General features: G+C 32.2%; 21 protein-coding genes. 12 read left to right on the top strand and 9 right to left on the bottom strand.

Going from position 1 to position 24,340, the window contains the following annotated elements:
* From ABMY20_RS11670 to ABMY20_RS11660, 3 genes are read right to left on the bottom strand one after another with little or no spacing between them, the layout of a single operon-like run.
* On the bottom strand, nucleotides 1-1,782 hold the full coding sequence (locus ABMY20_RS11670; protein ID WP_349265356.1) for a hypothetical protein: 1,782 nt from the start codon (nucleotides 1,780-1,782) through the stop codon (nucleotides 1-3).
* 7 nt (nucleotides 1,783-1,789) lie between these two features.
* Nucleotides 1,790-2,461 carry a hypothetical protein gene (locus ABMY20_RS11665; RefSeq protein ID WP_349265355.1) on the bottom strand — a complete coding sequence of 224 codons (672 nt, stop codon included), beginning with the start codon at nucleotides 2,459-2,461 and terminating at the stop codon, nucleotides 1,790-1,792.
* A gap of 36 nt (nucleotides 2,462-2,497) precedes the next feature.
* Complete coding sequence (locus tag ABMY20_RS11660; RefSeq protein ID WP_047788316.1) at nucleotides 2,498-3,214, bottom strand: NRDE family protein; 717 nt, start codon at nucleotides 3,212-3,214, stop codon at nucleotides 2,498-2,500.
* Nucleotides 3,215-3,353: 139 nt separating this feature from the next.
* On the opposite strand from ABMY20_RS11660, the gene pruA reads away from it, so the two are divergent.
* The 7 genes from pruA to ABMY20_RS11625 all read left to right on the top strand — a co-directional run bounded on the left by pruA (nucleotide 3,354) and on the right by ABMY20_RS11625 (nucleotide 9,765).
* Entirely contained in the window at nucleotides 3,354-4,979 is a 1,626-nt protein-coding gene (pruA, locus tag ABMY20_RS11655) for an L-glutamate gamma-semialdehyde dehydrogenase (RefSeq protein ID WP_349265354.1), read from the top strand.
* A 120-nt stretch (nucleotides 4,980-5,099) separates the two neighbouring features.
* Nucleotides 5,100-6,011 carry a glutaminase gene (locus ABMY20_RS11650; protein ID WP_349265353.1) on the top strand — a complete coding sequence of 304 codons (912 nt, stop codon included), beginning with the start codon at nucleotides 5,100-5,102 and terminating at the stop codon, nucleotides 6,009-6,011.
* Between the two features lie 193 nt (nucleotides 6,012-6,204).
* On the top strand, nucleotides 6,205-6,768 hold the full coding sequence (locus tag ABMY20_RS11645) for a hypothetical protein (RefSeq protein ID WP_073182532.1): 564 nt from the start codon (nucleotides 6,205-6,207) through the stop codon (nucleotides 6,766-6,768).
* A gap of 205 nt (nucleotides 6,769-6,973) precedes the next feature.
* Nucleotides 6,974-8,206 (top strand): DEAD/DEAH box helicase, encoded by a 1,233-nt coding sequence (locus ABMY20_RS11640; RefSeq protein ID WP_349265352.1) that lies wholly within the window; start codon nucleotides 6,974-6,976, stop codon nucleotides 8,204-8,206.
* A gap of 80 nt (nucleotides 8,207-8,286) precedes the next feature.
* Entirely contained in the window at nucleotides 8,287-8,616 is a 330-nt protein-coding gene (locus ABMY20_RS11635; protein WP_047788311.1) for a metalloregulator ArsR/SmtB family transcription factor, read from the top strand.
* Nucleotides 8,617-8,666: 50 nt separating this feature from the next.
* Nucleotides 8,667-9,137, top strand: coding sequence for a DUF6428 family protein (locus tag ABMY20_RS11630; RefSeq protein ID WP_073182529.1), 471 nt, complete (start codon nucleotides 8,667-8,669; stop codon nucleotides 9,135-9,137).
* Between the two features lies 1 nt (nucleotide 9,138).
* A complete protein-coding gene (locus ABMY20_RS11625; RefSeq protein WP_349265374.1) occupies nucleotides 9,139-9,765 on the top strand; it encodes a protein-tyrosine-phosphatase in 627 nt (208 codons plus the stop codon).
* Here ABMY20_RS11625 and rsmG read toward each other — a convergent pair.
* A complete protein-coding gene (rsmG, locus tag ABMY20_RS11620; RefSeq protein ID WP_047788308.1) occupies nucleotides 9,762-10,391 on the bottom strand; it encodes a 16S rRNA (guanine(527)-N(7))-methyltransferase RsmG in 630 nt (209 codons plus the stop codon). The genes ABMY20_RS11625 and rsmG overlap by 4 nt on opposite strands.
* 298 nt (nucleotides 10,392-10,689) lie before the next feature.
* On the opposite strand from rsmG, the gene ABMY20_RS11615 reads away from it, so the two are divergent.
* Nucleotides 10,690-11,781 (top strand): acyl-CoA desaturase, encoded by a 1,092-nt coding sequence (locus ABMY20_RS11615; RefSeq protein ID WP_349265351.1) that lies wholly within the window; start codon nucleotides 10,690-10,692, stop codon nucleotides 11,779-11,781.
* Nucleotides 11,782-11,805: 24 nt separating this feature from the next.
* Entirely contained in the window at nucleotides 11,806-12,993 is a 1,188-nt protein-coding gene (locus ABMY20_RS11610; RefSeq protein ID WP_173359302.1) for a pyridoxal phosphate-dependent aminotransferase, read from the top strand.
* A gap of 392 nt (nucleotides 12,994-13,385) precedes the next feature.
* Here the strand turns inward: ABMY20_RS11610 and ABMY20_RS11605 are convergent, their stop codons facing one another.
* Complete coding sequence (locus ABMY20_RS11605) at nucleotides 13,386-13,865, bottom strand: retropepsin-like aspartic protease (protein WP_073182508.1); 480 nt, start codon at nucleotides 13,863-13,865, stop codon at nucleotides 13,386-13,388.
* 36 nt (nucleotides 13,866-13,901) lie between these two features.
* Between ABMY20_RS11605 and ABMY20_RS11600 the strand changes: the two genes are divergently transcribed.
* Together ABMY20_RS11600 and ABMY20_RS11595 are read left to right on the top strand one after the other, a co-directional pair.
* Nucleotides 13,902-14,666 (top strand): TatD family hydrolase, encoded by a 765-nt coding sequence (locus tag ABMY20_RS11600; protein ID WP_073182507.1) that lies wholly within the window; start codon nucleotides 13,902-13,904, stop codon nucleotides 14,664-14,666.
* Entirely contained in the window at nucleotides 14,659-15,153 is a 495-nt protein-coding gene (locus ABMY20_RS11595) for a methylated-DNA--[protein]-cysteine S-methyltransferase (RefSeq protein ID WP_239178456.1), read from the top strand. Before ABMY20_RS11600 ends, ABMY20_RS11595 begins: the two co-directional genes overlap by 8 nt.
* 55 nt (nucleotides 15,154-15,208) lie before the next feature.
* Here the strand turns inward: ABMY20_RS11595 and ABMY20_RS11590 are convergent, their stop codons facing one another.
* Nucleotides 15,209-15,655 (bottom strand): nucleoside deaminase, encoded by a 447-nt coding sequence (locus ABMY20_RS11590; RefSeq protein ID WP_125344123.1) that lies wholly within the window; start codon nucleotides 15,653-15,655, stop codon nucleotides 15,209-15,211.
* Nucleotides 15,656-15,749: 94 nt separating this feature from the next.
* Between ABMY20_RS11590 and ABMY20_RS11585 the strand changes: the two genes are divergently transcribed.
* Entirely contained in the window at nucleotides 15,750-16,517 is a 768-nt protein-coding gene (locus ABMY20_RS11585; protein ID WP_349265350.1) for a UDP-2,3-diacylglucosamine diphosphatase, read from the top strand.
* A gap of 44 nt (nucleotides 16,518-16,561) precedes the next feature.
* Here the strand turns inward: ABMY20_RS11585 and ABMY20_RS11580 are convergent, their stop codons facing one another.
* The 3 genes from ABMY20_RS11580 to ABMY20_RS11570 all read right to left on the bottom strand — a co-directional run bounded on the left by ABMY20_RS11580 (nucleotide 16,562) and on the right by ABMY20_RS11570 (nucleotide 24,189).
* Nucleotides 16,562-19,426 (bottom strand): TonB-dependent receptor, encoded by a 2,865-nt coding sequence (locus ABMY20_RS11580; RefSeq protein ID WP_349265349.1) that lies wholly within the window; start codon nucleotides 19,424-19,426, stop codon nucleotides 16,562-16,564.
* Nucleotides 19,427-19,856: 430 nt separating this feature from the next.
* On the bottom strand, nucleotides 19,857-21,206 hold the full coding sequence (locus ABMY20_RS11575; protein WP_349265348.1) for a RagB/SusD family nutrient uptake outer membrane protein: 1,350 nt from the start codon (nucleotides 21,204-21,206) through the stop codon (nucleotides 19,857-19,859).
* A 19-nt stretch (nucleotides 21,207-21,225) separates the two neighbouring features.
* On the bottom strand, nucleotides 21,226-24,189 hold the full coding sequence (locus ABMY20_RS11570) for a SusC/RagA family TonB-linked outer membrane protein (RefSeq protein WP_349265347.1): 2,964 nt from the start codon (nucleotides 24,187-24,189) through the stop codon (nucleotides 21,226-21,228).
* Between the last annotated feature and the right edge of the window lie 151 nt (nucleotides 24,190-24,340).

The raw sequence follows: 24,340 nt of genomic DNA, 5'->3' as shown, positions 1-24,340 counted from the left end.
TTATTTCGCTACTGTATTGATAAATTCTAACAATAATTTTAACGTGTTCTCTTCTGTTCCTTGTGTAGATATTTTTAATTCAGAAGAAATTGTGTTTCCTTTCATTCTAGACACTCTAAATACTCCATCATTTAAGTTATCTGTTGAAAAGCGCATTGCCTCTTTTTCCGATTTACTCATCCATTTATTAGGAATTTTATTTAAAACCGCATTTACATCTACAAAAAGCACTGTTGAGTTGTCTCTAACCAACTTACTGTGTTTTTTTGTATTAAAGTTATTATTACCACTAGCAATGCTTAACGCATTCGTTTTTGATGTAGTTAAGTACAATACATCATTTTTAACTACTGAATATAAATCAAATGGTATATCAGACTTTTTAGTTTTAAACTTTACTACGTTATTTTCAATCTCAACTGCTTTATGCTTTTCCCCTAATTTGAAAAACTTATTCAATAAATCTTCTTCTTCTGAACCAATCATCAACGTAAAATCAGGAATGAACTCTTCTTTTGTTTTTGTTACTTCTTTACGCTTATAATCTTTATCATATTCGTAAGTAGTGTACTCTACTTCTTGTTTAGAAAAATCGTTCAATACTAAAAGAGCATCTCCAGTAACTAATCTACCTACTGCTTTTTCATCTATAACTAAAGAAAATAAATCACCTACAAGTTCCATTTCTTCTTGAAATTTAGGTAAAATACCTCCGTACATCTTATGTAATAATTCTGGATATTCTTTTAATGTTTCTTCAGTATCTATAGAAATACTCCAAAAAGCTAATGCTTTATCATGATCAAAGCTATTAACTAAATTACTACTCATTTTTTTATTATAAATCTTCTTAAAAGATTTCTTCATATCAGAACTAACCGACATATCTAATAAAATTCTTGCATCACTTTTATCAAAAAACAAATTAGCAGTTACTTCTTCAACTCCATAAATATTTTGATTTCCTCCTTCAGCATACATAGGATATAGATAACCTCCAAAAGACTTAAATAAGTCTGTCATTAACATTCCATAGTTACGAATCCAAAGTGTTGCCGATGCATTTTTCTTTTTACTCTTTTGAAACTTTTTATTAGTAGCAATAGACATTATAACATTCTTATTAAATAGGTCTAGCACATATTTTTTTGTCCAATCTTTACCTATTCTTTTTCTGAAGTTGTAACCAAACTCTCCTTCTTCTTTAAGCTTATCTAGACGTTCTTTATGAGTTGAGAAATATCCTCTTGACGCATCACCGTTTACCAATAAAAGGTAATTATCGTTCCATATTCTAATATCACTTCGTCCTTCAATAATATTATAACCCTCCATTCTTCTTATCTTCTTCTTATTTCGTTTACTTAACATTGATTCGAACAACTCTCTATCTTTCAACTCCACATAAAAGTTATGGTATGAAATACTATCTGTTTTACTAAAGAAATAATAGGCATTTGACTTAATATCTATCCCTGCATTAGCTACTGAAGAAACTTTTTTTCTCTCTTCTATATCTTTTGAGTCTTCTTTCTTTTCATCTGACTCTGACTCAACTACAGATTCTACTCTGTAAATATTATTATCTCTATTTAAATCCTTTAAAATTTCTTTTCCAATAGCATTTTTGTCAATATCTGATACTTCTATCAATTTAAATAAATTTTCTGCGTTTGCAGAAACTAACACATCTATGTTGTTAGGTATCTTAGACTCTAGTCGTTGAGCCTGTATAACTGTAAGTATATTTAAAAACAGTAGTGTAGCAATAATTTTTTTCATCCTAAATTTAATTCTCTAATTGTATTTTATTTTTGATTGTTTGTTTGTTTACTATGATGTCTTGTGCCTGTAAATGCAACATAATAGCTTTTTTACTTTTTGATATTCTTGCTTGGTTGTTTTCTGTATATTTTATAGGTGTTTCAAACCTATACACACTGGTGTAAGTTGCAGTTTCAAATACTTTACGGTCTTGATTTTTTGTTTTTCTAAACTCTTTTCCTAGATCAAAATGATGACTGCGTGTAAATGTTTTACTTTTTTCATTAAAGGTAAAATGTTTATTCTTTTTAATAGCTTCTATATGTTTCTTTGAGCTAAAATTAGCTATTACTTCATTTAAAGCTTCTACATTATCAAAATCACACGAAACTGTAATAATAAACTCATTAAAATCTAACGTGTTTTTTACGTTATGAACTCCTTTTGTTCCTTTAATTTTAGAAACTATTTCTTGTACTTTTTTTCTTATAGTTACTTTTGAAGGTACTTTATAGCCATTAATACTGTCAAGTAGCATTATAGAAGCTAGCTTTGTTTTACTTTTACTTAAGTTAATGGTAAGTACAGCACTTCCTGAGCCATCTTTATTAAAACTCACTTCTTCAACAAACTCAAAACAGCTAGTAAATAAGAGGATAGAAATTGTAGAAAATAGCAATAATGTTTTTTTATTCATAAAAACTTTTTTTGCAAAGATATTAAATCGCTTTTATTACAAACTAATGATTTCGACTCCTATTTTGTTAATATTTGAATGCAAGTCGTAGTAGCTCATGGTAAGTTGCTTTTCTTTTTTTATTACTGAAGTTACACTAACAGTTTCTACACTTTGACGCTTCATCTTTAATGACACTTCTTTATTACCTCTAGTTTCATCTTGATGAAAATTAATTATACCTGATTGATGAAACTCTTTGTTGTTGGATAACCAATCTGCAAACCACTCTTTTCTTAGCTGTTTCATTTCATCAGTATATAGTGTAGATGATGACCATATTTTAGGAGTTTTACCTAGCTCTTGAAAATGTTTTTTTACTCCATCCCAAACCAATTCATACGCTTGCAACCCATTATTCCAATCAACTAACACAATGGTAAAAGGCTCAATTCCCTCAAAGTCAAAGTGATTAATAATTTCAACAGGATCATCAACTTTTAATAACTGCTTTACAATCACTCCCCTACTCATTCGGTACGATTCTGCTCTTTGGTGTTTTGTAAACCCTCCATTTAGCAAACAAATCAATCTATTTTTTTCACTTAACCCTATCCATGTACCTCCAGCTAATTCATCTTTAGGGTATGTTAACTTCACTCCTTCTTCAACATACGTTTTTGGTGCAATCGTTTTTCGTTTCGGGTCTTCATCTCTATTTGATGTTAATATAAAATTATTATTCCCTAAAGGTAAATAAGTTACCGTACACATATTGTTTTACTTTTATATAATTCCAGCCTTATGTCCATTTAAATATTCCTAAAATAACCGTAACTTTGTCATTTAGGAAAGTCTGAAATAGACTTTTCAATAACAAAGAAAGAAATTTAATTCAACAAACAACATACAAATGGGAAAAGGATTTTTTCACGTACCAACTGCCATTAACGAACCGGTAAAAGGATATGCTCCAGGATCTTCAGAGCGCGAAGCCGTTTCAAAACAATACAAAGAATATTTTAACGGATCTGTAGATGTACCAATGTACATTGGTAACAAAGAGGTTAGGACAGGAAATACTCGTAATATGACACCTCCACACGACCACCAACATGTGGTAGGACAATATCATATTGGAGACAAAACACATGCAGAAAAAGCAATTGCTAATGCTTTAGAAGCTCGTACGGAATGGGCGCAAATGCCATGGGAACAAAGAGCTGCTATCTTTTTACGTGCTGCTGAGTTAATTGCGGGTCCTTACCGTGCAAAGATTAACGCTGCAACTATGATTGCGCAATCTAAAACTGTTCACCAAGCTGAGATTGATGCTGCTTGTGAATTAATTGACTTTTTACGTTTTAACGTAGAATATATGTCTGAAATTTACAACGAACAACCAAACTCTGACGACGGAATTTGGAACCGTGTTGAGTACCGTCCGTTAGAAGGGTTTGTATATGCAATTACTCCATTTAACTTTACTGCAATTGCTGCAAACTTGCCTGCATCAGCTGCAATGATGGGTAATGTTGTAGTATGGAAACCATCTGATAGCCAAATTTTCTCTGCAAAAGTAATTGTAGATGTATTTAAAGAAGCTGGTGTACCAGACGGTGTTATCAACGTAATTTATGGTGATCCTGTTGAAATTACTGATGTAGTTTTATCTTCTCCTGATTTCGCTGGAATCCACTTTACAGGTTCTACTTATGTATTTAAGGAATTATGGAAAAAGATTGGTGAAAACATTCACACCTACAAAACCTACCCAAGAATTGTAGGAGAAACTGGTGGTAAAGATTTTATCATTGCACACCCTTCTGCTAACCCAAAACAAGTAGCTACAGGTATTTCTCGTGGTGCTTTTGAATTCCAAGGTCAAAAGTGTTCTGCAGCTTCAAGAGTATACTTACCAAAATCGTTAGCTGAAGAAACCTTAAACTATGTAAAAGAAGATATCGCTTCTTTTAAAATGGGTTCTCCAGAAGACATGAGCAACTTTATTACTGCAGTAATTCACGAAGGTTCTTTTGATAAGTTAGCAAAATATATCGACCAAGCTAAAGCCGATGCTGATGCTGAAATTATTGCTGGTGGTAACTACGATAAATCAAAAGGATATTTTATTGAGCCAACTGTTATCTTAACTACTAATCCTAAATACACTACTATGGAAACTGAATTATTCGGTCCTGTAGTAACTATTTATGTGTATGAAGATGCAGATTGGGCCGATACGTTAAAGTTAGTTGACGGAACTTCTGAGTACGCTTTAACAGGTGCTGTATTCTCAACAGATCGTTATGCAGTTGCTGAAGCTACTAAAGCATTAGAAAACTGTGCTGGTAACTTCTATGTAAACGATAAGCCAACAGGAGCTGTTGTAGGGCAACAGCCATTTGGTGGAGCAAGAGCTTCAGGAACGAACGATAAAGCAGGATCTGCTCAAAACTTATTACGTTGGGTATCTCCTCGTTTAATCAAAGAAACATTTGTTTCTCCAACTGATTATCGTTACCCTTTCTTAGGATAAAATATTCCGATTACGGAAATTTACTATAAGTTAAAAGCAACCTCAATGAGGTTGCTTTTTTATTTGTTTTCAAACAGAATTCAACTAATTTCGTTTAACACATATTAGCGTTTATAAACAATGAATTATAAAGAAATACTTGAAGCTGTATATCAAAAAATAGCTCCTATTGAAAATATAGGTGAGTTGGCTACCTATATTCCTGAATTAGCTACCATTGATACTGAAAAATTTGGCGTATATATTTCAACAGTTACTAACACCAATTTTGGTTTAGGAAACTTTCAAGAAAAATTCTCTATTCAAAGTATTGCTAAAGTATTATCACTTTGTTTGGCTTATAAACATCTTGGTGAATCTATTTGGGACAGATTGGGTGTAGAACCCTCTGGCAACAGTTTCAATTCACTTGTTCAATTAGAAACTGACAATGGTATTCCTAGAAATCCGTTTATTAACGCAGGCGCTGTTGTAATTGCCGATATTTTAATTAGCAGCTTAGTAAATCCGAAAGAAGATTTATTGAATTTCATTAAAAGTCTTTCTAAAAATAAAGACATTGACTACTCTGCAAAAATTGCAGCTTCTGAAAAATCGGTAGGATACAGAAATGTGGCCTTGTGTAATTTTATCAAGTCTTACGGAAACATTTATAATGATCCTGAAGTGGTGCTAGATTTTTATTTCGATTTATGTTCGCTGGAATTGACTTGCGAACAGCTTTCTGAATTGTTTTTCTTTTTAGCCAATAACGGACAAACCAGACAGGGAGAACAAATATTAACTAAAAGTCAATCCAAAAGAATCAACGCATTAATGCAAACCTGTGGTTTTTATGACGAATCTGGGGAGTTTGCTTTTAAAGTTGGATTGGCAGGTAAAAGTGGTGTTGGAGGAGGCATTATTGCCATACACCCTAATCAATATGCGATTGCAGTATGGAGCCCTAAATTGAACAAAAAAGGAAACTCATATAGAGGCATGCGCTTTTTAGAAGAATTTACCACACTTTCTGAACAGTCTATTTTTTAGTTTTGATTTTTATACGATTTAAACTAACTTTACAAATATTGAACATCAGTTATTAAAACAGGTTTGTATCTAAAAAATCACACAAACTAAAATCAACTAATTGGAAAAATCATATATAGACTCTAAAGGTCGATTCAGAAGAGGGCATGTAGAATTGTTTTTACAAATTTCAATCGATATATATCATAGATTATTGAAATACGAAAATGAGTTAATTGATTTAAGAAAAAAAAATGATTCGATTGCTCATGTAGATGAAGGACTATTTCCTCCAATAGAAAAAACTAGACTTTCAATGCGTATTTCTACTCTTGAAAAAGAAAAGTATAAAAGTAGTATTGAAGGAATTATAATTTTGTCTTCCTATTACGAAGCTTTAATAAATGAAATTGGAAGAATTGAATTAGGCTCTACATACTTTAAGAAGAATCTGGATAATTTAAAAGTTTTAGTAAAATGGGAAATAGTTCTAAAATTGATTTATTCAAAATCTCTTCAAACTGATTCCCAATATTATGAATCCATGATAAAAATCATAAAAGAAAGAAATGACTTGGTTCATTATAAAACTAAAACAATTGAAAACCCAACTTTAAGAGAAGCTAAAAAAGGATATGAAATTGCTAATCAACGTATAAGTATTTTTACAAATGCCATTGAAACCTTGACTGAGTTCCATAATGATCTTTTAAAAGTTGATAGTTCAAAAGGTCTTTTAAAATTATTCCAGTTCATGGAAGAAATTAAACGTATTTAACCAACTTAAAAGTACTAATTCATCACAAAAAATCTGTTAACCATAGAAATACTACAACCAACTTAGCCAATAAAGCAGCTCAATAGTGCACAATATCATAATCTCTATTACTCCTATTCTGCTAGATAATTTACTAAAACACACAACAGTATAAAATAAATTTTTCATTCTCTGTTTTAGCCTACCTTTGCAAAAAAATATTTGAATGCAGTTTACAGACTTACAACTCAATAAATCTATCTTAAAAGCGCTTACGGAAGAAAGGCATCACAAGCCAACTTTAGTACAACAAAAAGCAATTCCGTTAGTACTCAATAAAAAAGATGTGATTGTAGCTGCACAAACAGGTACTGGTAAAACTGCTGCTTTTGCGTTACCTATCATTCATGAGCTTTCTAAGGAAGATGATGTTGAAAAAAGAGCAAAAAAAATCAAAGCTTTAATTGTAAGTCCTACTCGAGAACTAGCTATTCAAATTGAAGAAAATTTTAAAGCATATAGTAAGTACACCAACTTAAGAAGTACTGTTATATACGGTGGTATGTCTACACAACCTCAAAAAGATGTGTTAGAAAAAGGGGTAGATATTTTAATCGCTACACCAGGTCGTTTTATCGACTTGCATAAACAAGGTAGTATTGATGTTCGCCAACTGAAAACTTTTGTTTTAGATGAAGCTGATTTAATGTTAGATATGGGCTTTATCGACGATGTAAGAAAGATTGAAGAATTATGTCCACGTAAAAAACAAACCTTACTATTTTCTGCAACAATGCCTGACAAAGTAAGTGACTTGGCTCAATCAATGTTATACAAGCCAGAGAAGATAGACATTTCACCTGCAGAAACCACTTCAACAAATATTGGTCAGTTACTATACTACACCCCTAAAAAGCATAAGGTCGATTTGTGTTTGCACTTATTACGTAATACCATAAAAGGTCGTATTATTATATTTCGTCGTACCAAATTTGGGGTTGACAAATTGGAGAAAACTCTTCAAAAAAACGGATACAAAGCTACCAGTGTGCATGGTGATAAGTCACAAAACTTACGAAACCAAGCTATTGAAGATTTCAAAAACAATAAAGCCAACATTTTAATTGCTACCGATGTTGCTGCTCGTGGAATTGACGTTAGTAAAGTAGATGCGGTAATTAATGTTGACTTACCTAACATTCCTGAAACCTACGTACACCGAATTGGTAGAACTGGTAGAGCAGGTAAATCTGGAATCGCCTTTTCGCTATGTAGTGCCGATGAAACTTCGTACATTAAAGCTATTCAAAAGTTTATGGATAGAACTATAAAAATTATAGAAGACCATCCATTCCCTCTAGCTAAACCAAAGAAGAAAAAACAACCCAATACCATTAGCAAACATAAAAAAGGAAGAAAATCAGAAGCTTCTAAAAAGAAGAAAAAACGCTGGTATTAAACTTTTTATAAAAAATTTAACTTTTAAAGTTTTGTAAAAACCATTACTTAATCGTAATATTGCAATTAAATATTTAATAAATGGGATTAACTAAATCTGAAATTTTTTCTGAAGAGCAAAACCAATTGGCCTCTATTGCGAAAGTATTAGGACACCCTGCTCGTATTGCCATTTTACAACATTTATTCAAACTGAATTCTTGTGTTTGTGGTGATTTAGTAAATGAAATAGGTTTAGCGCAACCTACTATTTCGCAACATTTAAAAGAATTAAAAAAAATAGGAATTATTAAAGGAACTATTGAAGGCACAAGTGTTTGTTATTGCATAAATCCAGCTAAATGGCAAGAAACAAAAACTTTATTATCTTCATTTTTAAATCTTGACATAAAAGACATGTCGTGCTGCTAAAAAAATTTAAACTTATTAATCGTAATATTGCAATATAAAAATATATTAAAATGAATTTATCTGAAATAAAAAAACATCTAGAAAACTTAAAAACTATTGCCTTTCAACTTCCTGATGGTAGTTTGGTCCCTAACCATTTTCATGTGACGGAAGTTGGTAGAGTTACTAAAAACTTTATCGATTGTGGTGGAGTGGTAAGAAATGAAGAAGTGGTTAACTTTCAGCTTTGGAACGCAAATGATTATGATCATCGATTACACCCTGAGAAACTAATATCTATTATAGAATTATCTGAAAAGACATTAAACATTTCACCTAACTTAGAAATTGAAGTGGAATATCAAGGAAGTACGATTGGTAAATACGGGCTAGATTTTGACGGAACCTACTTTTTACTAACAACAAAACAAACAGATTGTTTGGCGAAAGATAACTGCGGAATTCCACAAGAAAAACCAAGAGTAAAGCTATCTGACTTACAAAAACAAACTACTTGTGAACCTAACTCTGGATGCTGCTAATATGAAAACACAAACCTCAACACTATTTACTGAAATACAACAAACTCTTTCAAGTTTACCAACTGTTTCGGAAGAGCGAAAACAAGTTTTACAACCGCTTATAAGTTACATTCAAGAAAAACTGGATAATAAAGGACTTATAAACCTGAATTTTATTTGTACTCATAATTCAAGAAGAAGTCATTTGTCGCAAGTATGGGCACAAACGATGACTTTTTATTATCAAATACCAAATGTAAACGCATACTCTGGCGGTACAGAAGCTACAGAGATGAACGAAATAGTAGTAAACACTTTGGTTGATAACGGATTTCAAATTCAACAATTATCTGATGGAACAAATCCTATATACGCGGTAAAATATGCTGATAACGCATCACCTATTATAGGTTTTTCTAAAAAGTATGATAATGGCTTTAATCCAAGCTCAGCTTTTTGCGCTATCATGACTTGTTCACAAGCCGATGAGGGTTGTCCATTCATTGCTGGTGCTGATAAAAGAGTACCTGTTACTTATGAAGACCCTAAACTACATGATGGTACACCTTTAGAAAAAGAGAAATACTTAGAGCGTAGCCTACAAATTGCTGCTGAAATGCACTATGTTTTTTCTTCTGTAAAAGCTTAACCTTTATATTTCATAGGTAAATGCACCACTTTTTTAGTTTCGAAGAAATCTTCTTCAAAAAAGTCTGGTAAATCATAAATGGTGGCTTTAGGAAAGTTCGCAAGTTCTTCCGTAAGGTCACCACCTTTTAAATATAAAATTCCGTTTTTAAGTGCATGATTTTGTTTTTTATGCACTTTATTTTTCACCCAACGGTGAAATGTTTCCATTTGCGCTACTGCTCTACTTACTATAAAATCGTACGTATCATCAACTTCTTCAACACGCCCATGAGTTGTTTTCACATTCTGTAAACCTAAACCTTCAGCAACTTCATTTACTACTTTAATTTTCTTTCCGATAGAATCTACCAAATGAAATTGGGTTTCAGGAAATAAAATAGCTAACGGAATTCCTGGAAAACCTCCTCCTGTACCTACATCCATCACTTTGGCTCCAGCTTTAAACTCCATCACCTTTGCAATTCCTAACGAATGTAATACGTGACGTAAATACAACTCATCAATATCTTTACGAGAAACTACATTAATTTTTAAGTTCCAGTCTTCATACAATTCTTGCAACTTAGAAAATTGCTCTAATTGTGTTTCCGATAAATTGTCAAAGTATTTTTTTACAAGTTTCAAACCAATCTGTATTTAAATTAAGCACTTACTTTTTTAGGTAACCTATTGAGACATATTAATCAGTACAAAATACTACCTACTATAAAATTTCTTCTCTTTTGGTATTACAACAGACTCTGTCTATTCAATAATTCCTCTATAGGAGGATTCCATGAAGTGATTTTTTCCGTTGCAAAAATAAAAAACTAATTGGTATTGTTAATTTTTCTGCAAAAGATATTAATCTAGTTAAAAAGTTAAGCTTTAGCAATAACCGTGAACCAAAAACGTTTATTTTTGCGGTACAAACAAACAATAAATGAAGACAGTAAACTTCTCAAGAATAGACAAAGCCAAGTTTTTTAGAACTCTGAATAAAAGAGTTAACACTTACTTTAAAGAAAACAACATTAAGCGTACAGGTAACTGGAAACTATATTCAAAAGCTATCATTATGTTAGCTACTTTTATCATTCCATTCATATTAATTTTAACTGTTGATATGTCGCAATGGATAAAATTAGCTCTTGCTATTGTAATGGGTATTGGAATGGCTGGAGTAGGAATGAATGTGATGCACGATGCCAATCACGAATCTTTTTCTAGTAAAAAATGGGTAAATAAGCTTTTTGGAAGCAGTATTTATATTTTAGCAGGTAACGTGTATAACTGGAAAGTACAACACAATGTATTACACCATACTTATACTAACATTCAAGATCATGATGAAGATATGGATGCTGGTAGAATTATCCGTTTTTCAAAACACACACAATGGTTATGGATTCATAAATTCCAAAAATATTATTCAATCTTTTTATACGGATTGTTAACGATTAACTGGGCAATTACTACTGATTTTAAACAAATGCACAGTTACTTAAAGCGAAAGTTATCGTATGGAGAATTTCCAAATCCAGCTAAAGAATGGACAAAACTAGTAGTTTCGAAAGTTATTTATTATTCACTTTGGATTGTATTACCAATTGCAGTAATGAATGTTGCTTGGTGGAAAGTATTAATCGGATTTTTTGTAATGCACTATACTGCAGGAATCATTTTAAGCGTGGTTTTCCAATTAGCACACATTGTTCCTAAAACAGAAACTCCTTTACCAGATGAAGATGGTAATATGAAAAACACTTGGGCTATTCACCAATTATATACTACAGCAAATTTTGCTCCTAAAAATTGGTTTATTAACTTTTACACAGGTGGATTAAATCATCAAGTAGAGCATCACATTTTCCCAAATATTTCTCATATTCACTATAATAAATTAGCTCAAATTGTAAAAGAAACTGCTAAGGAATTTAACCTTCCTTATAATGAGTATAAAACTACACGTAAAGCAGTTATAGAGCATTTTAGACACTTAGCTGAATTAGGAAAAAAACCGCAATTAGCATAAATCAACATACAACATAACAACACAATGTCAAACGCATTATCAAACAGAATTCAAAGTTTACCAGTATCGCAAACTTTAGCAATGGCTGCTAAAGCGAGAGAATTAAAAGCTCAAGGTAAAGACATCATTAGTTTAAGTTTAGGAGAACCAGATTTTAACACTCCTGATTTTATTAAAAATGCTGCAATTGAAGCTATTAATCAAGATTATAACTCTTACACTCCAGTTGACGGGTATGTAGAGTTAAAAGAAGCTATTTGCGAGAAGTTTAAACGTGATAATAACTTAACTTATGCTCCAAACCAAGTAGTTGTTTCTACAGGAGCAAAACAATCTATTGCTAACGTAGCTCAGGTGTTATTAAACCCTGGTGATGAAGTATTATTACCGGCTCCATATTGGGTAAGTTATTCTGCAATTGCAACTTTGTGTGAGGCTAAGTTTACCGAAATTCCTTCTTCTATTGAAAACGATTTCAAAATCACTCCAGAACAATTAGAAGCCGCTATTTCACCAAAAACAAAAATGATTTTCTTTAATTCGCCAAACAACCCAAGTGGAACAATTTATAGCGAGGAAGAATACAGAGCATTGGCTAACGTATTAGAGAAGCATCCGGATATTTATATTTTATCTGACGAAATATATGAGCACATTAACTACGGAATAAAACCTTTTAGTTTTGCTGCTATTGAAAGTATGTACGATCGTACCATTACCGTGAACGGTTTAGCGAAAGCTTTTGCAATGACAGGATGGAGAATTGGTTACATTGGTGCTCCTGAGTGGATTGCTAAGGCTTGTACTAAAATGCAAGGTCAAATTACTTCAGGAACTAACTGTATTGCACAACGTGCTGCAATTACAGCTGTAAAAGCATCGCCAGAAAAAGTACAGTACATGGTAGATGAGTTTAAAAATCGTAGAGATTTAGTGTTACAGTTATTAGGAGAAATTGATGGATTTAAATTAAACGTACCTGAAGGTGCTTTTTACGTATTTCCAGACATTTCTTATTTCTTCGGAAAAACTATCCAAGGAAAAGAAATTAAAAATGCAAATGATTTTTCTATGCTATTATTAGAAAAAGCAAATGTAGCTACTGTAACTGGTGAAGCTTTTGGTGCACCAAACTGTGTTCGTTTATCATATGCTGCTTCTGAATTACAATTACGTGAAGCAATTAAAAGAATAAAAGAAGTTTTAAGCTAATTAATTTAAACAATTAAACATAAAAAAATCCGTAAGATGTTTCTTACGGATTTTTTTATGTTATTTTTTAATTAGATTCTTCGTTTTTATTTTTTTTAAAGAAAGTAACAATATATAAAACAATAATTGACAAAGGCAAAAATGTTGTTTTTAATCTCTGATAAGTAAAAAACTCATCATACTGCTTATTATAGATAAGGGAAGAAAGCTCCCACACATAAATAAGCAAACCAAATATTACCCAAACTAAAACAAAATAGTTAAAAAACAATTTATTTCTTTTCATAGCTATCACAGTATTTTATTATAAAAATATTCAAAATATCTTTATAGTTTTCATTCTAGTATTGAATCTATTTACATTATAAAAATTTATACATAGAGCCACAACATTAGAAAGGAACTTTTAATTTCCTTACTTTTTTCTTTTTAAGCTTCTTTAAATACAATGCCTTCTTGTTATAATCAATAAAGGCTTTTCCTTCCTCTAAAATATCTGCCCCTATAATTCCGTCTACCTCATCAGCATCGTGTTGTTTTAAAGCTGTATTTACATGTGTTAAGTCAAACAATACTAAATCACACTCATTCGCTTTCCACTTTCCTATTTTAAGAGAATTATTTCCAGACTTGTGTGTTTCCATATCCGTCGCTCCTGCTCCTGCAGCTTTTACTTCACTTTCTTCAGAAATAAGCTTGAAACGCTCTATTAAATCTAATCCAACACACGAATTAGAAGCGCCTGTATCTAAAATAAACCTTCCTTTAACACCATTTATCTCCGCATCTAACTCTAAATGATTTGTAATCATTTTTTTGAGTTTTATTTTAATGTATTTCTTTTTTCGTAATACTTTTTTCAAACTTGCCATTTCTTGTACTTTTGTCTCGTAAAGATACGGCAATAAATGATTACAGATACACATACCCACTTATATTCAAGTCAGTTTGACGAAGACAGAAATGAAATGATACAACGTGCTAAAGAAGCTGGAGTTTCTCGTTTCTTTATTCCTGCGATTGATAGTTCTTATACTGAACGTATGTTTGACTTGGAAAAAAACTATCCGAAAGATGTGTTTTTAATGATGGGGTTACATCCAACTTCAGTAAAAGAAAACTATCAAGAAGAATTAGTTCATGTAAAAGAATGGTTAGACCAACGTGATTTTTATGCGATTGGTGAAATTGGTATCGATTTGTATTGGGATAAATCATTTTTACCACAACAACAAGAAGCTTTTCGTACTCAAATTCAGTGGGCAAAAGAGAAAAAACTACCGATTGTTATCCATTGTCGTGATGCTTTTGATGAGATTTTTGAAGTACTAGAAACTGAAAAAGGAGATGATTTATATGGAATTTTTCACTGTTTTACAGGAACTTTAGAGCAAGCTGAAAAAGCAATTTCCTACAATATGAAATTAGGAATTGGTGGTGTAGCGACATTTAAAAATGGAAAAATTGACAAGTTTTTAAACCAAATAGACATTAAACACATTGTCTTAGAAACCGATTCGCCATACTTAGCACCTACTCCATACCGAGGAAAACGTAATGAAAGCAGCTACATTACTAATGTTGTGGATAAGTTAGTAGATATTTATGGATTGACTTTCGATGAAATTTCGGAAATTACAACACAGAACTCTAAAGACGTTTTTGGTGTCTAACTTACAAACCACATATTATAAAACTCCTATCGGGATCGCCAAAATTGAAGGTAATGAAAACGGAGTCCAGTCGATTTCAGTATTGGATGAAAATGCTTTGCCTACAATTAGCTTTCATAAAAAGACTCCATCATGTTTACAAAATTGTGTTATGCAATTGGATGAGTATTTTGCTGGAAAAAGAACAGATTTTGATCTACAATTGAATCCACAAGGAACAAGCTTTCAACAATCGGTTTGGAATGAATTATTAAACATTCCTTTTGGAAGAACTAGAACCTACTTAGAACAAACCAAACAATTAGGTGATGTAAAAGCAATTCGTGCTGTAGCTTCTGCTAACGGTAAAAACCCTATTTGGATCGTTATTCCGTGTCACAGAGTTGTAGGTTCTGATGGCTCGTTAACAGGGTATGCAGGCGGTGTTTGGCGTAAAAAATGGCTATTGGAGCACGAAAGCGGAGCAAAACAACAAACATTATTTTAAGTTATCAATCAATTCCCATTGATGAGATTCCTAAACAAGTTCGGAATAACTATCGTCAATTTAAATTGCGTTTTTCAATAAAAAATTTCTTCAACAAAAAACCGCATTCCTCTTCTAAAACCCCTGATATTACTTTTGTTTTTGGATGTAGTTTTGTTTTCAATACACTAAAACCAAGTTTTGGTTCACTTGCTCCGTATACTATTTTGCCTATTTGCGTCCAGTAACTTGCTCCTGCACACATTTGACAAGGTTCTAATGTAACATACAAAGTGCAGTCCTTTAAATATTTTCCACCTAGAAAATCTGCCGCAGCTGTAAAAGCTTGCATTTCGGCATGCGCTGTAACATCGTTTAACAGCTCAGTTAAATTATGCGCTCTAGCAATAATTTGATTATTAAAAACGATTACTGCACCTACAGGAACTTCTCCTTTATCAAAAGCTAACTCTGCTTCTTGTAAGGCTTTTTTCATAAAGTAAGTATCATCAAACGGATTCATATACGTGGATTCATGTAAGTTCTTAAACAAATGTAGCCAAAATTTGTTTGTGCTAACTCTAAGTAAAATACTTATTTTTACCAAAATTTACGATTTGATTTCAATCAACACTTCTGAGAATAAAAAAGTCTATTTTGCTTCCGATCAACATTTAGGAGCTCCAACTTCTAAGGCTAGTTTTCCTCGTGAACAAAAATTTGTTGCATGGTTAAACGAAGTTAAAAAAGATGCTGAGGCTATCTTTATTTTAGGTGATTTATTCGATTTTTGGTTTGAATATAAAACTGTCGTTCCTAAAGGCTTTGTTCGCGTTTTAGGTAAACTTGCTGAACTAAAAGATAGTGGTATCCCGATTTACTTTTTTGTTGGGAACCACGACTTATGGATGCGTGATTATTTTGAAAAAGAATTAAATATTCCTGTGTATCATTCTCCTCAAGAATTTAAAATCAACGATAAATTGTTTTTAATTGGTCATGGTGATGGATTAGGACCTGGGGATAAAGGATATAAACGCATGAAAAAAGTGTTTACATTTCCGCTATTTCAATGGATGTTTCGTTGGTTGCATCCAGATTTAGGTGTGCGATTAGGACAATATATGTCCGTAAAAAACAAACTGATTTCTGGTGATGAGGATGCTAAATTTTTAGGTGAAGATAATGAGTGGTTAGTACAGTATTGTAAGCGCAAACTAGAAACTAAACACCACGATTATTTTGTTTTTGGACACAGGCATCTTCCTCTAGAAATTCAACTTAAAGACAATAGTGTTTACCTTAACACTGGTGATTGGATTCAGTATTATACCTATGCTGTTTTTGAGAATGATAAGTTAGTTTTAAAAAAATATAACTCATAAAAAAACACCTCGAAAAGGTGCTTTTTTTATGGTTTATCCTAGTATTAATCTAATACAAAACGTAATCTAGCAAACAAATGTCTACCATTAGTTCCGAACTGTACAGAACGTCTTGAGTAGATAAAACGTCCACTAGACCTAAAAGCAGGATCGTTCTCATCTGGATAAACATCAAATAAATTATTTGCTCCTAATGTTAAACTTAGAGTCTTATTAAAATTATACCCAAAAGAAAGGTCTGTTAATACTTTTCCTCCAAATGTTGTATCTACATTAGGACTGTCATTATTAGTTGCTTCTTCAACTTCTCCAAAATAACTGTTTCTTAAAAAGATATTCCATTTATCATTAACATTTAAATTATGTGATAAATTCCCTTTTGTTGTAGGAACTGCAGACTCTAAATAAATTCTACTTGTTGGGTCAAAATAAACATCAGACAATCCAGCGTTTTCTATAGCAGTTGGAATATTCACTCCTTCTACATTCGTTTTCGAAAATGTAAATGCTAAAGTATTAGTTAACTTCATATTATCAGAAAGATCTGCTTTGTGATCTACAACAATATCTACTCCTTTTGTTTGAGTATCTACAGCATTTGCAAAAAATGCTGCTTGTGTAGCATTTGCTTGTTGGAACAATCTTTCTAACTCAGCGTCTCCATTATCATCAAAACTTCCTGTTAATATTACTCTGTCATCAATATTTATTATATATCCATCAACTGTAAACTTTAAGTTTGCACTTGGCACTTTTGCTGTAAATCCTGCCGAAAACCCAAAAGAAGTTTCTTCTTTTAATTTACCTATTCCTAAAATCCTTGCAACTCTCGAAGTGTTTGAAAACACCCCAACTTCATTTGGTATACCATCTACAAACAAGGTACTGGTTGAACTGTAAGATATTTGATGTAATGATGGTGCTCTAAACCCTGTTTGTAAACTAGCTCTTAAATTAAAGTTCTTAGAAGCTTTTACCCTAGATGCTATTTTTACATTTAAAGTACCTCCAAAATCTGAGAAATTCTCATAACGTACGGCTCCACTTAATAAAAAAGACTCTGTAAAATCTGCTTCTACATCTATGTAACCAGCTATAGAATTTCTAAATGAGTTTACTTCATTTTCTGGTTTAAATCCGGGAAACACTTGAATACCCCCTGGTCTTGAGTTACCAAAAAAATCTTCAGGAACCATTGAGTTAGGGTCTGTCGGATCATGTACATTACCTAATGTATTGTATTGCGCGTAGGATGCTTCCTCTCCTGCTACGATACCATAATTTTCTAAACGATATTCAGCACCAAAAGCTATATTTAAACCAGACATTACGTCTTCGTAAAACTTACTAAGATCAATATTTGTTGTGTTTTCACTTGAATAAAACCCACCTGAATTCGCTTCAAAAGGCGTTGAATTACCTAAAGATGCATTACTTGAATTGCTTATCAAATAGTTAAATTCATTTCTACCAAATGTATTTGAAAAATCTACATTCCAATCACCTAACTTTCCTTTTATTCCAACCGCATACGATTTGTCTTGAATGTTAGAATTTATTTCTGGTAAGAATCCATTCATATATGCTGGAGTGTATGCTCTAGATTGATTTGGCAACCTATAAAAACCTGCCGCATTACCATTTTTATAACTTAAGCCAGCATTACCATAAATAAACGTTTCATTTCCTAACGGGATTTCCATGTTCGCAAAAAATTGCGCTCCTCTTACCTTAGATTGCCCAACTCTCATATTAAAATCACTTCTTTTTAAGCCACGAGCTAACAATTCTGATTCAGTAACATCAGCTCCTAGAATTGTTCGCAACTCTTCTTTTGTTTCAGTACCACTTAATGTAATACCCGCATCACCAGCATAATTAAAAATATCATCTAAATCATCATCTAATAGATTTGAAACATTATACCCATCTGCAGCTGCAACTCTTTCAATAGAGTTATATGCATTAAATATTGAACCTTCCCATTCTTGCATTCTATTAGTCCATCCTCTAAAATCAAAGTTTCCAGTAAAATTTATAAACCCACCATCTTTACCAATTGGCACCCCATAATTTAATCCCAAGTTTAATTTTTCTCCATCTATCTCTCTTTCTGGACTACTTTCACTTGTAAAATTAGCACCTGTTGTTAGGTTAACTTCTAACTTATTTGTAGATTTTTTTAGGACAATATTTATGATTCCTGCAATAGCATCAGAACCGTATTGAGCGGCAGCACCATCTCTAAGAATTTCTATTCTTTCAATAGCCATTGAAGGAATTGTTGTCATATCTGTACCCACTGAACCTCTACCAAAAGTACCATTTACATTTACTAAAGCTGTTTTGTGACGCCTCTTCCCATTAATTAACACTAACACTTGATCTGGACCTAATCCTCTTAATGCTGCTGGCGCAATATGATCTGTACCATCTGAAATTGATTGAGGATTAGAGTTAAAAGAGGGAGCTGCATAATTTAAAATTTCTGTCACTGTAACTTGTGGTGCTGACTCTGTTAGTTTGGAAACATCTAACACATCAATAGCCACGGGAGAATCTATTGCGACCCTTCCTTTATTACGAGAACCTACAATTACTACCTCTTCTAAGGACTCACTTGACTCTTCAATTACAATTGTAAGATAAGAATCATCTGTAACTATTAATTCTTTCGTTCTAAAGCCCACTGAAGAAACTATAACAGTAGCAGGTAATTTACTTACTTTTAAAAAATATTCTCCATTATCATTAGTAGTTATACCATTAGTAGTTCCTTTTTCTATTACGTTTACAAAAGGCAAACCTATTCCATTAGTATCTGTAATTTTTCCTTTTATCGTTTGACCAATTATTGATGTAACCGACATCAATAAAACACAAACAAGTAGTTTTATTTTTTGCTTCATAACTGTATTTATTTTATTTTTTTATGTTAAAAAAGTTAATTTACTATAAACATACTAATATTTACAACTCACAACAAGAATATATATAAATAAATCATTCACAACACATTAAGAAAAAAGAATATTCATTAAAACCAATAAGAAACCTATGTATTTCAATAAAAATTCAACCTTCTTAAAACTATCATATATTTAGAATTTCTTCATCCTAATTTCTTTTAAAAACATTTGTTATCTTTTACTACTATTTTAATCCATCACACGAACACTTTTTATAAAATAGTTGGATATAAACACATAACTTTTTTGGTAATTGAATTTACATCCTATTTATTATTTTTTATAAATGAAGAAATAGCTCATAAAAAAAGACACCTTAATAAGGTGCCTTTTCATTATCAAATATCACAATTAAAAACAAACTATATTGTTAATTAGCATTCTCACTAAATGGTGTTGGAAAGGCATCAATAATATTATCTCCTGATCTATCTAGTGGGATATAGGTCGAATTCAATCTATTTAAACGCCTTAAATCAATCCATCGATGTCCCTCCCCTAGTAAAGAGTATCTTCTTTGTTTTAAAACTTCTTCTACTAACTCGCTATCTGAAGTTCCTCCAGAGTAATCTAGCAAACCTGCAGCATTTCTAACAATATTGATAGCAGTAATAGCCTCTGTATTGTTTGTACCTATATTAGCTTCAGCATACATTAAAATCAGTTCTTCATTCCTGACAAGATACACAGGATCTGTATTGCTTTTATACACAGAGATTTGATGGGTCCCTGTAAGACCATCATGAGAACCTGAGGTATCTAACAATGAAGATTTGCTAGACACACGAAGGTCACCTGTCTCTCCATCAGCTATCCATGAATTATGTACAACAAATTCATTTCCTTTTTGCTTTACATAAAACAAATCGTTTTTAATATCATTTCCTGTTAATCCAAAAACATGTGATACACCAAACGACATAGATTTATTTAAGTCAAAGAAAGATTCATTTAAAAAAGTTAACACTTCTGCCTTGTTGTTTTGATATAGTGCAACCCGTGCAGAAATTGCTCTATTAAACTTTAAAAAACCGCTTGGTAAGAGGGGTAACCTCTTACTTGAATCTGATGGATCCATAGGTTTTAAATCATTATACCCTGGACTAAATAGAAATAGAAAATTACTAGAGGACGCTTCTAAATCGCTTTTAGCTTCATTTAATAAATTTTTTATTGCAACTAAAGCTTCATCATAACCTACAAAAGAACCTAAGTTATTTGGATCTTCTACATCTAATCTAATTCCATTTGTATATTGCCTATTTGCTACCATTAAAAGAGCGTATGCCTTTATTGTCTTAGCATATCCATAATAAGAGCTTTTTTCTTCCTCAGAAAATCCAGCATTTGAGTTTTCTACAGCTGTAATTAAAACATTAGCTGCTTTAACAATTCTATACCAAGCCGCAAAAGAACGAGTTGTTAAAAACCCATTATTATCTAAAGGCCCTTTTAAAATCTCCCCTGTATATCTTGGGTCTGCTGTTGATAAATCGTAGTACTCTCTCGCTAAATAGCTTACCGTTTCATAATGAAAATCTAAATCACTTCTCATTACAGCCTCTAAACCAACTGCCAAAGCTTCGACATCAGCTGCGGAGGCACCATCTGTATACGAATCCAATGTTGGTGCATTTTGATTAGGTAATTCCTCTAATTCACAACTTTGAATAAAAGAAACAAAAACGATTAATATTAATTTATAGAATATATTTTTCATGATAATTTATTTTAGGAGATTAAAAGTTAACTTTTAGATGAAAATTAACAAACTTAGATGCAGGGTAAGGGGTTACTTCTACATTATTAGCTAATACATTATTTCCAAAGTTTGATGCTTCAGGATCATAACTATTATAATCAAAAATGTTGATTAAGTTTCTGCCTGATATCCCTACTTTTACTTTCTCTGCTCCTTTAAAAACCTCATCATTAAATGTATAAAAAAGACCTACTTCTCTTAATCGAAGATATCCTGCGTCTTCTATTAGAGGCTTAGTATTTCTAACATTTGCTTGCGCCAACCTATAAGGTCCATTGGTGAGCGTACCTGTAGGATCTAAATCAGTATCATCAAAATCCCACGTAGTTCCAGCATTATCATATAAAAAAGTTGTTAAATTAATACCGTCTCCTCCTTTTTTCCAGTGCCATAAAAATGATAAATCGAAGTTTTTATAACGTATGTTGTTTTGCCATGACATTTGAAAATCTGGTTCTGCATTACCATAAACAGCAAATCCATCTCCATCAGGATCAATTACAGCTATTTCTTCTGGAGTAAGTCCGCTAGGATAAGTCCCTACAATTTGCGTAGCACTCTTACCCTCTTGTATTAAAAAAGTTCCTAAGAAAGCTGCAAAACCTCCTTCTGTAAAGGCAGGAACGTCTAACTTATTAATTTTAGATTTGTTTTTCCACCATTTAAAGTTTGCATTCCAAGAAAAATCTTCTTTTTCAATAAAGTTCGCATTTAAGCCTAATTCTATACCTGTATTTTCAAGCTCTCCTCCATTTTTAATTTTTCTAGTAAAACCAGATGATGTTGGAAAATTTTCTTGAATAAGTAGATCGCTTATTTTTTTGTTGTATACCGTAGCCTCTAATGTAAACCTATTATCAAATAGGCCTAAATCTAATCCATATTCTAATTCTTTTTGACGTTCTGGACCTATGGCAGGGTCTCCTTTAAAAGTTCCAGGAGCAAAACCAGAGACACCTCCTATAAATTGTGGTGCAGCCAAAGTAAATTGATCATTAAAGTTAGGGAATCTTCCTGCTTCTCCATAGGCAATCCTAGGTTTTAAGCTAGTAATTTCTTTTATATTCCAAAAACTAAACTTATGTAAATTAATTGCTAAGTTTGCTTTAGGGTAATAATACATCTTATCTGAAATACCATTATTGGTTGACTTATCTCCTCTAATACCAATAGTACCAATTATTTTATCGTCATAATTTATTTCTTCCTGCACAAAAAACCCTGTATCTCTCTGAAGCCTAACAACTTGCTGAGACGATAAATTTTCCGCCAACGATAAACTTGTTAATGAGGTATTGAAACCTGTTCCTACACTAATAACAGTGTTACGGTCAAAATCTTGAAAAAAGGTTCCTGTTTGAGTTGTGAACTGTAACCCATTATTTAAACTTAAATTATGAACTAAAAAGGCAGATAAGTTATAATTAGTATTTCTCGTCGTTCCAGATATTGAAGCTCCTTTTAAAGTAGATCTATCTCTAAAATAAGTTAACTCTCTAGGGAAAATACTTGTTGTACGAAGTGTGTATTGATCAAACCCCGCTTCAAGCACTAGCTTAAGTCTATTTTTTTCTCCGTTAAGAATTTTGATATTAGACTTAGCACTACCAATAAACCTATTTACGTTTTCTCTATTAGTAGTTAGTGCTATTGTTTCTAATACATTTGAACCAGCACCTCCAAAAGGATAGACTCCATCTGTAGGAGATAAGTTTTCCCATGGATAAGTAAAAGCTAGGGCGTACCCTATAGTTCTATTGGCATTACCGTTATTAAAAAAACCTCTATCTGCTTGAGAGCTTATATAATTTGACGTGACATATAAATCTAACCAATCTGTAAATTTTTGACCTATATTTAAACGAGCCGCTGCTTTTTCATAGCCTGTATTTTCAACTAATCCAGGTTCATCTTTATAAGTTACTCCAAAAAAGTAATCGCTTCTTTCTGAACCTCCTGATGTTGTAAACCTTGTTGTTGTAGAAATTCTAGTATGATCAAATAGCTCTGCTTCATAGTCTCTTAGTTTTGCATTCGCTGGTCCTCCTAAAGCAACAACCTCTGAATCATCCCAGTCTCTTAAACCTAATAATCTTGTTGGACTTCTCAAGCCTACAGTTTGTGAAAAGGATACTCTAGGTTTACCTTCTTTACCTCTTTTTGTTGTAATAATAACAACACCTCCTGCCGCTCTTGATCCGTAGAGAGCTGCCGCTGAGGCACCTTTCAGTATTTCTACAGTCTCTATATCTTCAGGGTCAATATCTGCAATCCTATTAGAAGCGTCATCCTGATTTGATGAAGGATTACCACCTCCAGCAGCTTCACTTACAATGTTATTTCCAGAAGAAATTGATGAGTTGTCAACATACACACCATCTACCACAAATAACGGTTGTTGATCTCCAAAAATAGAAGTAACACCTCTTAATCTCATAGAAATTCCTCCCCCTGGAGCCCCTGAATTCGCTTTTATCTCTGCTCCAGTGAACTTTCCTGATAATGCACTATCAAAACCCGATTGTGATGTGACTTGTGTTAATTCAGCAGCTGAAATTGTCGAAACTGTGTTCGCTAAATTAGATCTTTTCGTTGTAGTTGCTAACCCCGAAATCACTACTTCTTCTAAAACATCAGAATCTTCTCGTAGTGTTACCTGTAAAAAAGTATTCGTATCTGCAATATTTCTTTCTACTGTAACAAACCCCAATGAAGATATTGTTACTACTGCTGGTAGTTTTTTTATATTTAAACTAAATTCACCATTCTCATTAGAAGTGGTACCATTTGTTGTTCCTTTCTCTATAATATTTGCAAAAGGAATACTTTCTCCATTTACATCCACAATTTTTCCTTTTATTGTTTGCCCGTAAACAAAACCAGAAAACAGAAAAATAAGTGCGTTAATTAGCAACGTTTTGCTAAAAGACATTTTCTTCATAAAATTTAAGTTTAAAGTTAGTAGAAGCTAAATTTCATTTTTTTTATTCATAAAAACAAATTATAAACAACTTATTTTCAAACACATAAAGCACATAGTCAAAAACTTAACTTTAAAGAACCACACCTTTTAGCTTGTAAATACAAGGTTT

Origin of the sequence: Tenacibaculum sp. SSH1-16, from assembly GCF_040104435.1 — a bacterium.
Lineage (GTDB): Bacteria > Bacteroidota > Bacteroidia > Flavobacteriales > Flavobacteriaceae > Polaribacter > Polaribacter mesophilus.
Note: the sequence above shows the minus strand (reverse complement) of the source record. Positions and strands in the feature narration are given on the sequence as shown.

Excerpts from the sequence above, each read along its gene's own strand:
- ABMY20_RS11635 (WP_047788311.1), top strand. The coding sequence starts at position 8,287 with ATGGGATTAACTAAATCTGAAATTTTTTCTGAAGAGCAAAACCAATTG.
- ABMY20_RS11610 (WP_173359302.1), top strand. The coding sequence starts at position 11,806 with ATGTCAAACGCATTATCAAACAGAATTCAAAGTTTACCAGTATCGCAA.
- pruA (WP_349265354.1), top strand. The coding sequence starts at position 3,354 with ATGGGAAAAGGATTTTTTCACGTACCAACTGCCATTAACGAACCGGTA.
- ABMY20_RS11625 (WP_349265374.1), top strand. The coding sequence starts at position 9,139 with ATGAAAACACAAACCTCAACACTATTTACTGAAATACAACAAACTCTT.
- ABMY20_RS11605 (WP_073182508.1), bottom strand. The coding sequence starts at position 13,865 with ATGGCAAGTTTGAAAAAAGTATTACGAAAAAAGAAATACATTAAAATA.
- ABMY20_RS11575 (WP_349265348.1), bottom strand. The coding sequence starts at position 21,206 with ATGAAAAATATATTCTATAAATTAATATTAATCGTTTTTGTTTCTTTT.
- ABMY20_RS11600 (WP_073182507.1), top strand. The coding sequence starts at position 13,902 with ATGATTACAGATACACATACCCACTTATATTCAAGTCAGTTTGACGAA.
- ABMY20_RS11580 (WP_349265349.1), bottom strand. The coding sequence starts at position 19,426 with ATGAAGCAAAAAATAAAACTACTTGTTTGTGTTTTATTGATGTCGGTT.
- ABMY20_RS11630 (WP_073182529.1), top strand. The coding sequence starts at position 8,667 with ATGAATTTATCTGAAATAAAAAAACATCTAGAAAACTTAAAAACTATT.
- ABMY20_RS11640 (WP_349265352.1), top strand. The coding sequence starts at position 6,974 with ATGCAGTTTACAGACTTACAACTCAATAAATCTATCTTAAAAGCGCTT.
- ABMY20_RS11660 (WP_047788316.1), bottom strand. The coding sequence starts at position 3,214 with ATGTGTACGGTAACTTATTTACCTTTAGGGAATAATAATTTTATATTA.
- ABMY20_RS11590 (WP_125344123.1), bottom strand. The coding sequence starts at position 15,655 with ATGAATCCGTTTGATGATACTTACTTTATGAAAAAAGCCTTACAAGAA.
- ABMY20_RS11670 (WP_349265356.1), bottom strand. The coding sequence starts at position 1,782 with ATGAAAAAAATTATTGCTACACTACTGTTTTTAAATATACTTACAGTT.
- ABMY20_RS11570 (WP_349265347.1), bottom strand. The coding sequence starts at position 24,189 with ATGAAGAAAATGTCTTTTAGCAAAACGTTGCTAATTAACGCACTTATT.
- ABMY20_RS11615 (WP_349265351.1), top strand. The coding sequence starts at position 10,690 with ATGAAGACAGTAAACTTCTCAAGAATAGACAAAGCCAAGTTTTTTAGA.
- ABMY20_RS11665 (WP_349265355.1), bottom strand. The coding sequence starts at position 2,461 with ATGAATAAAAAAACATTATTGCTATTTTCTACAATTTCTATCCTCTTA.
- ABMY20_RS11650 (WP_349265353.1), top strand. The coding sequence starts at position 5,100 with ATGAATTATAAAGAAATACTTGAAGCTGTATATCAAAAAATAGCTCCT.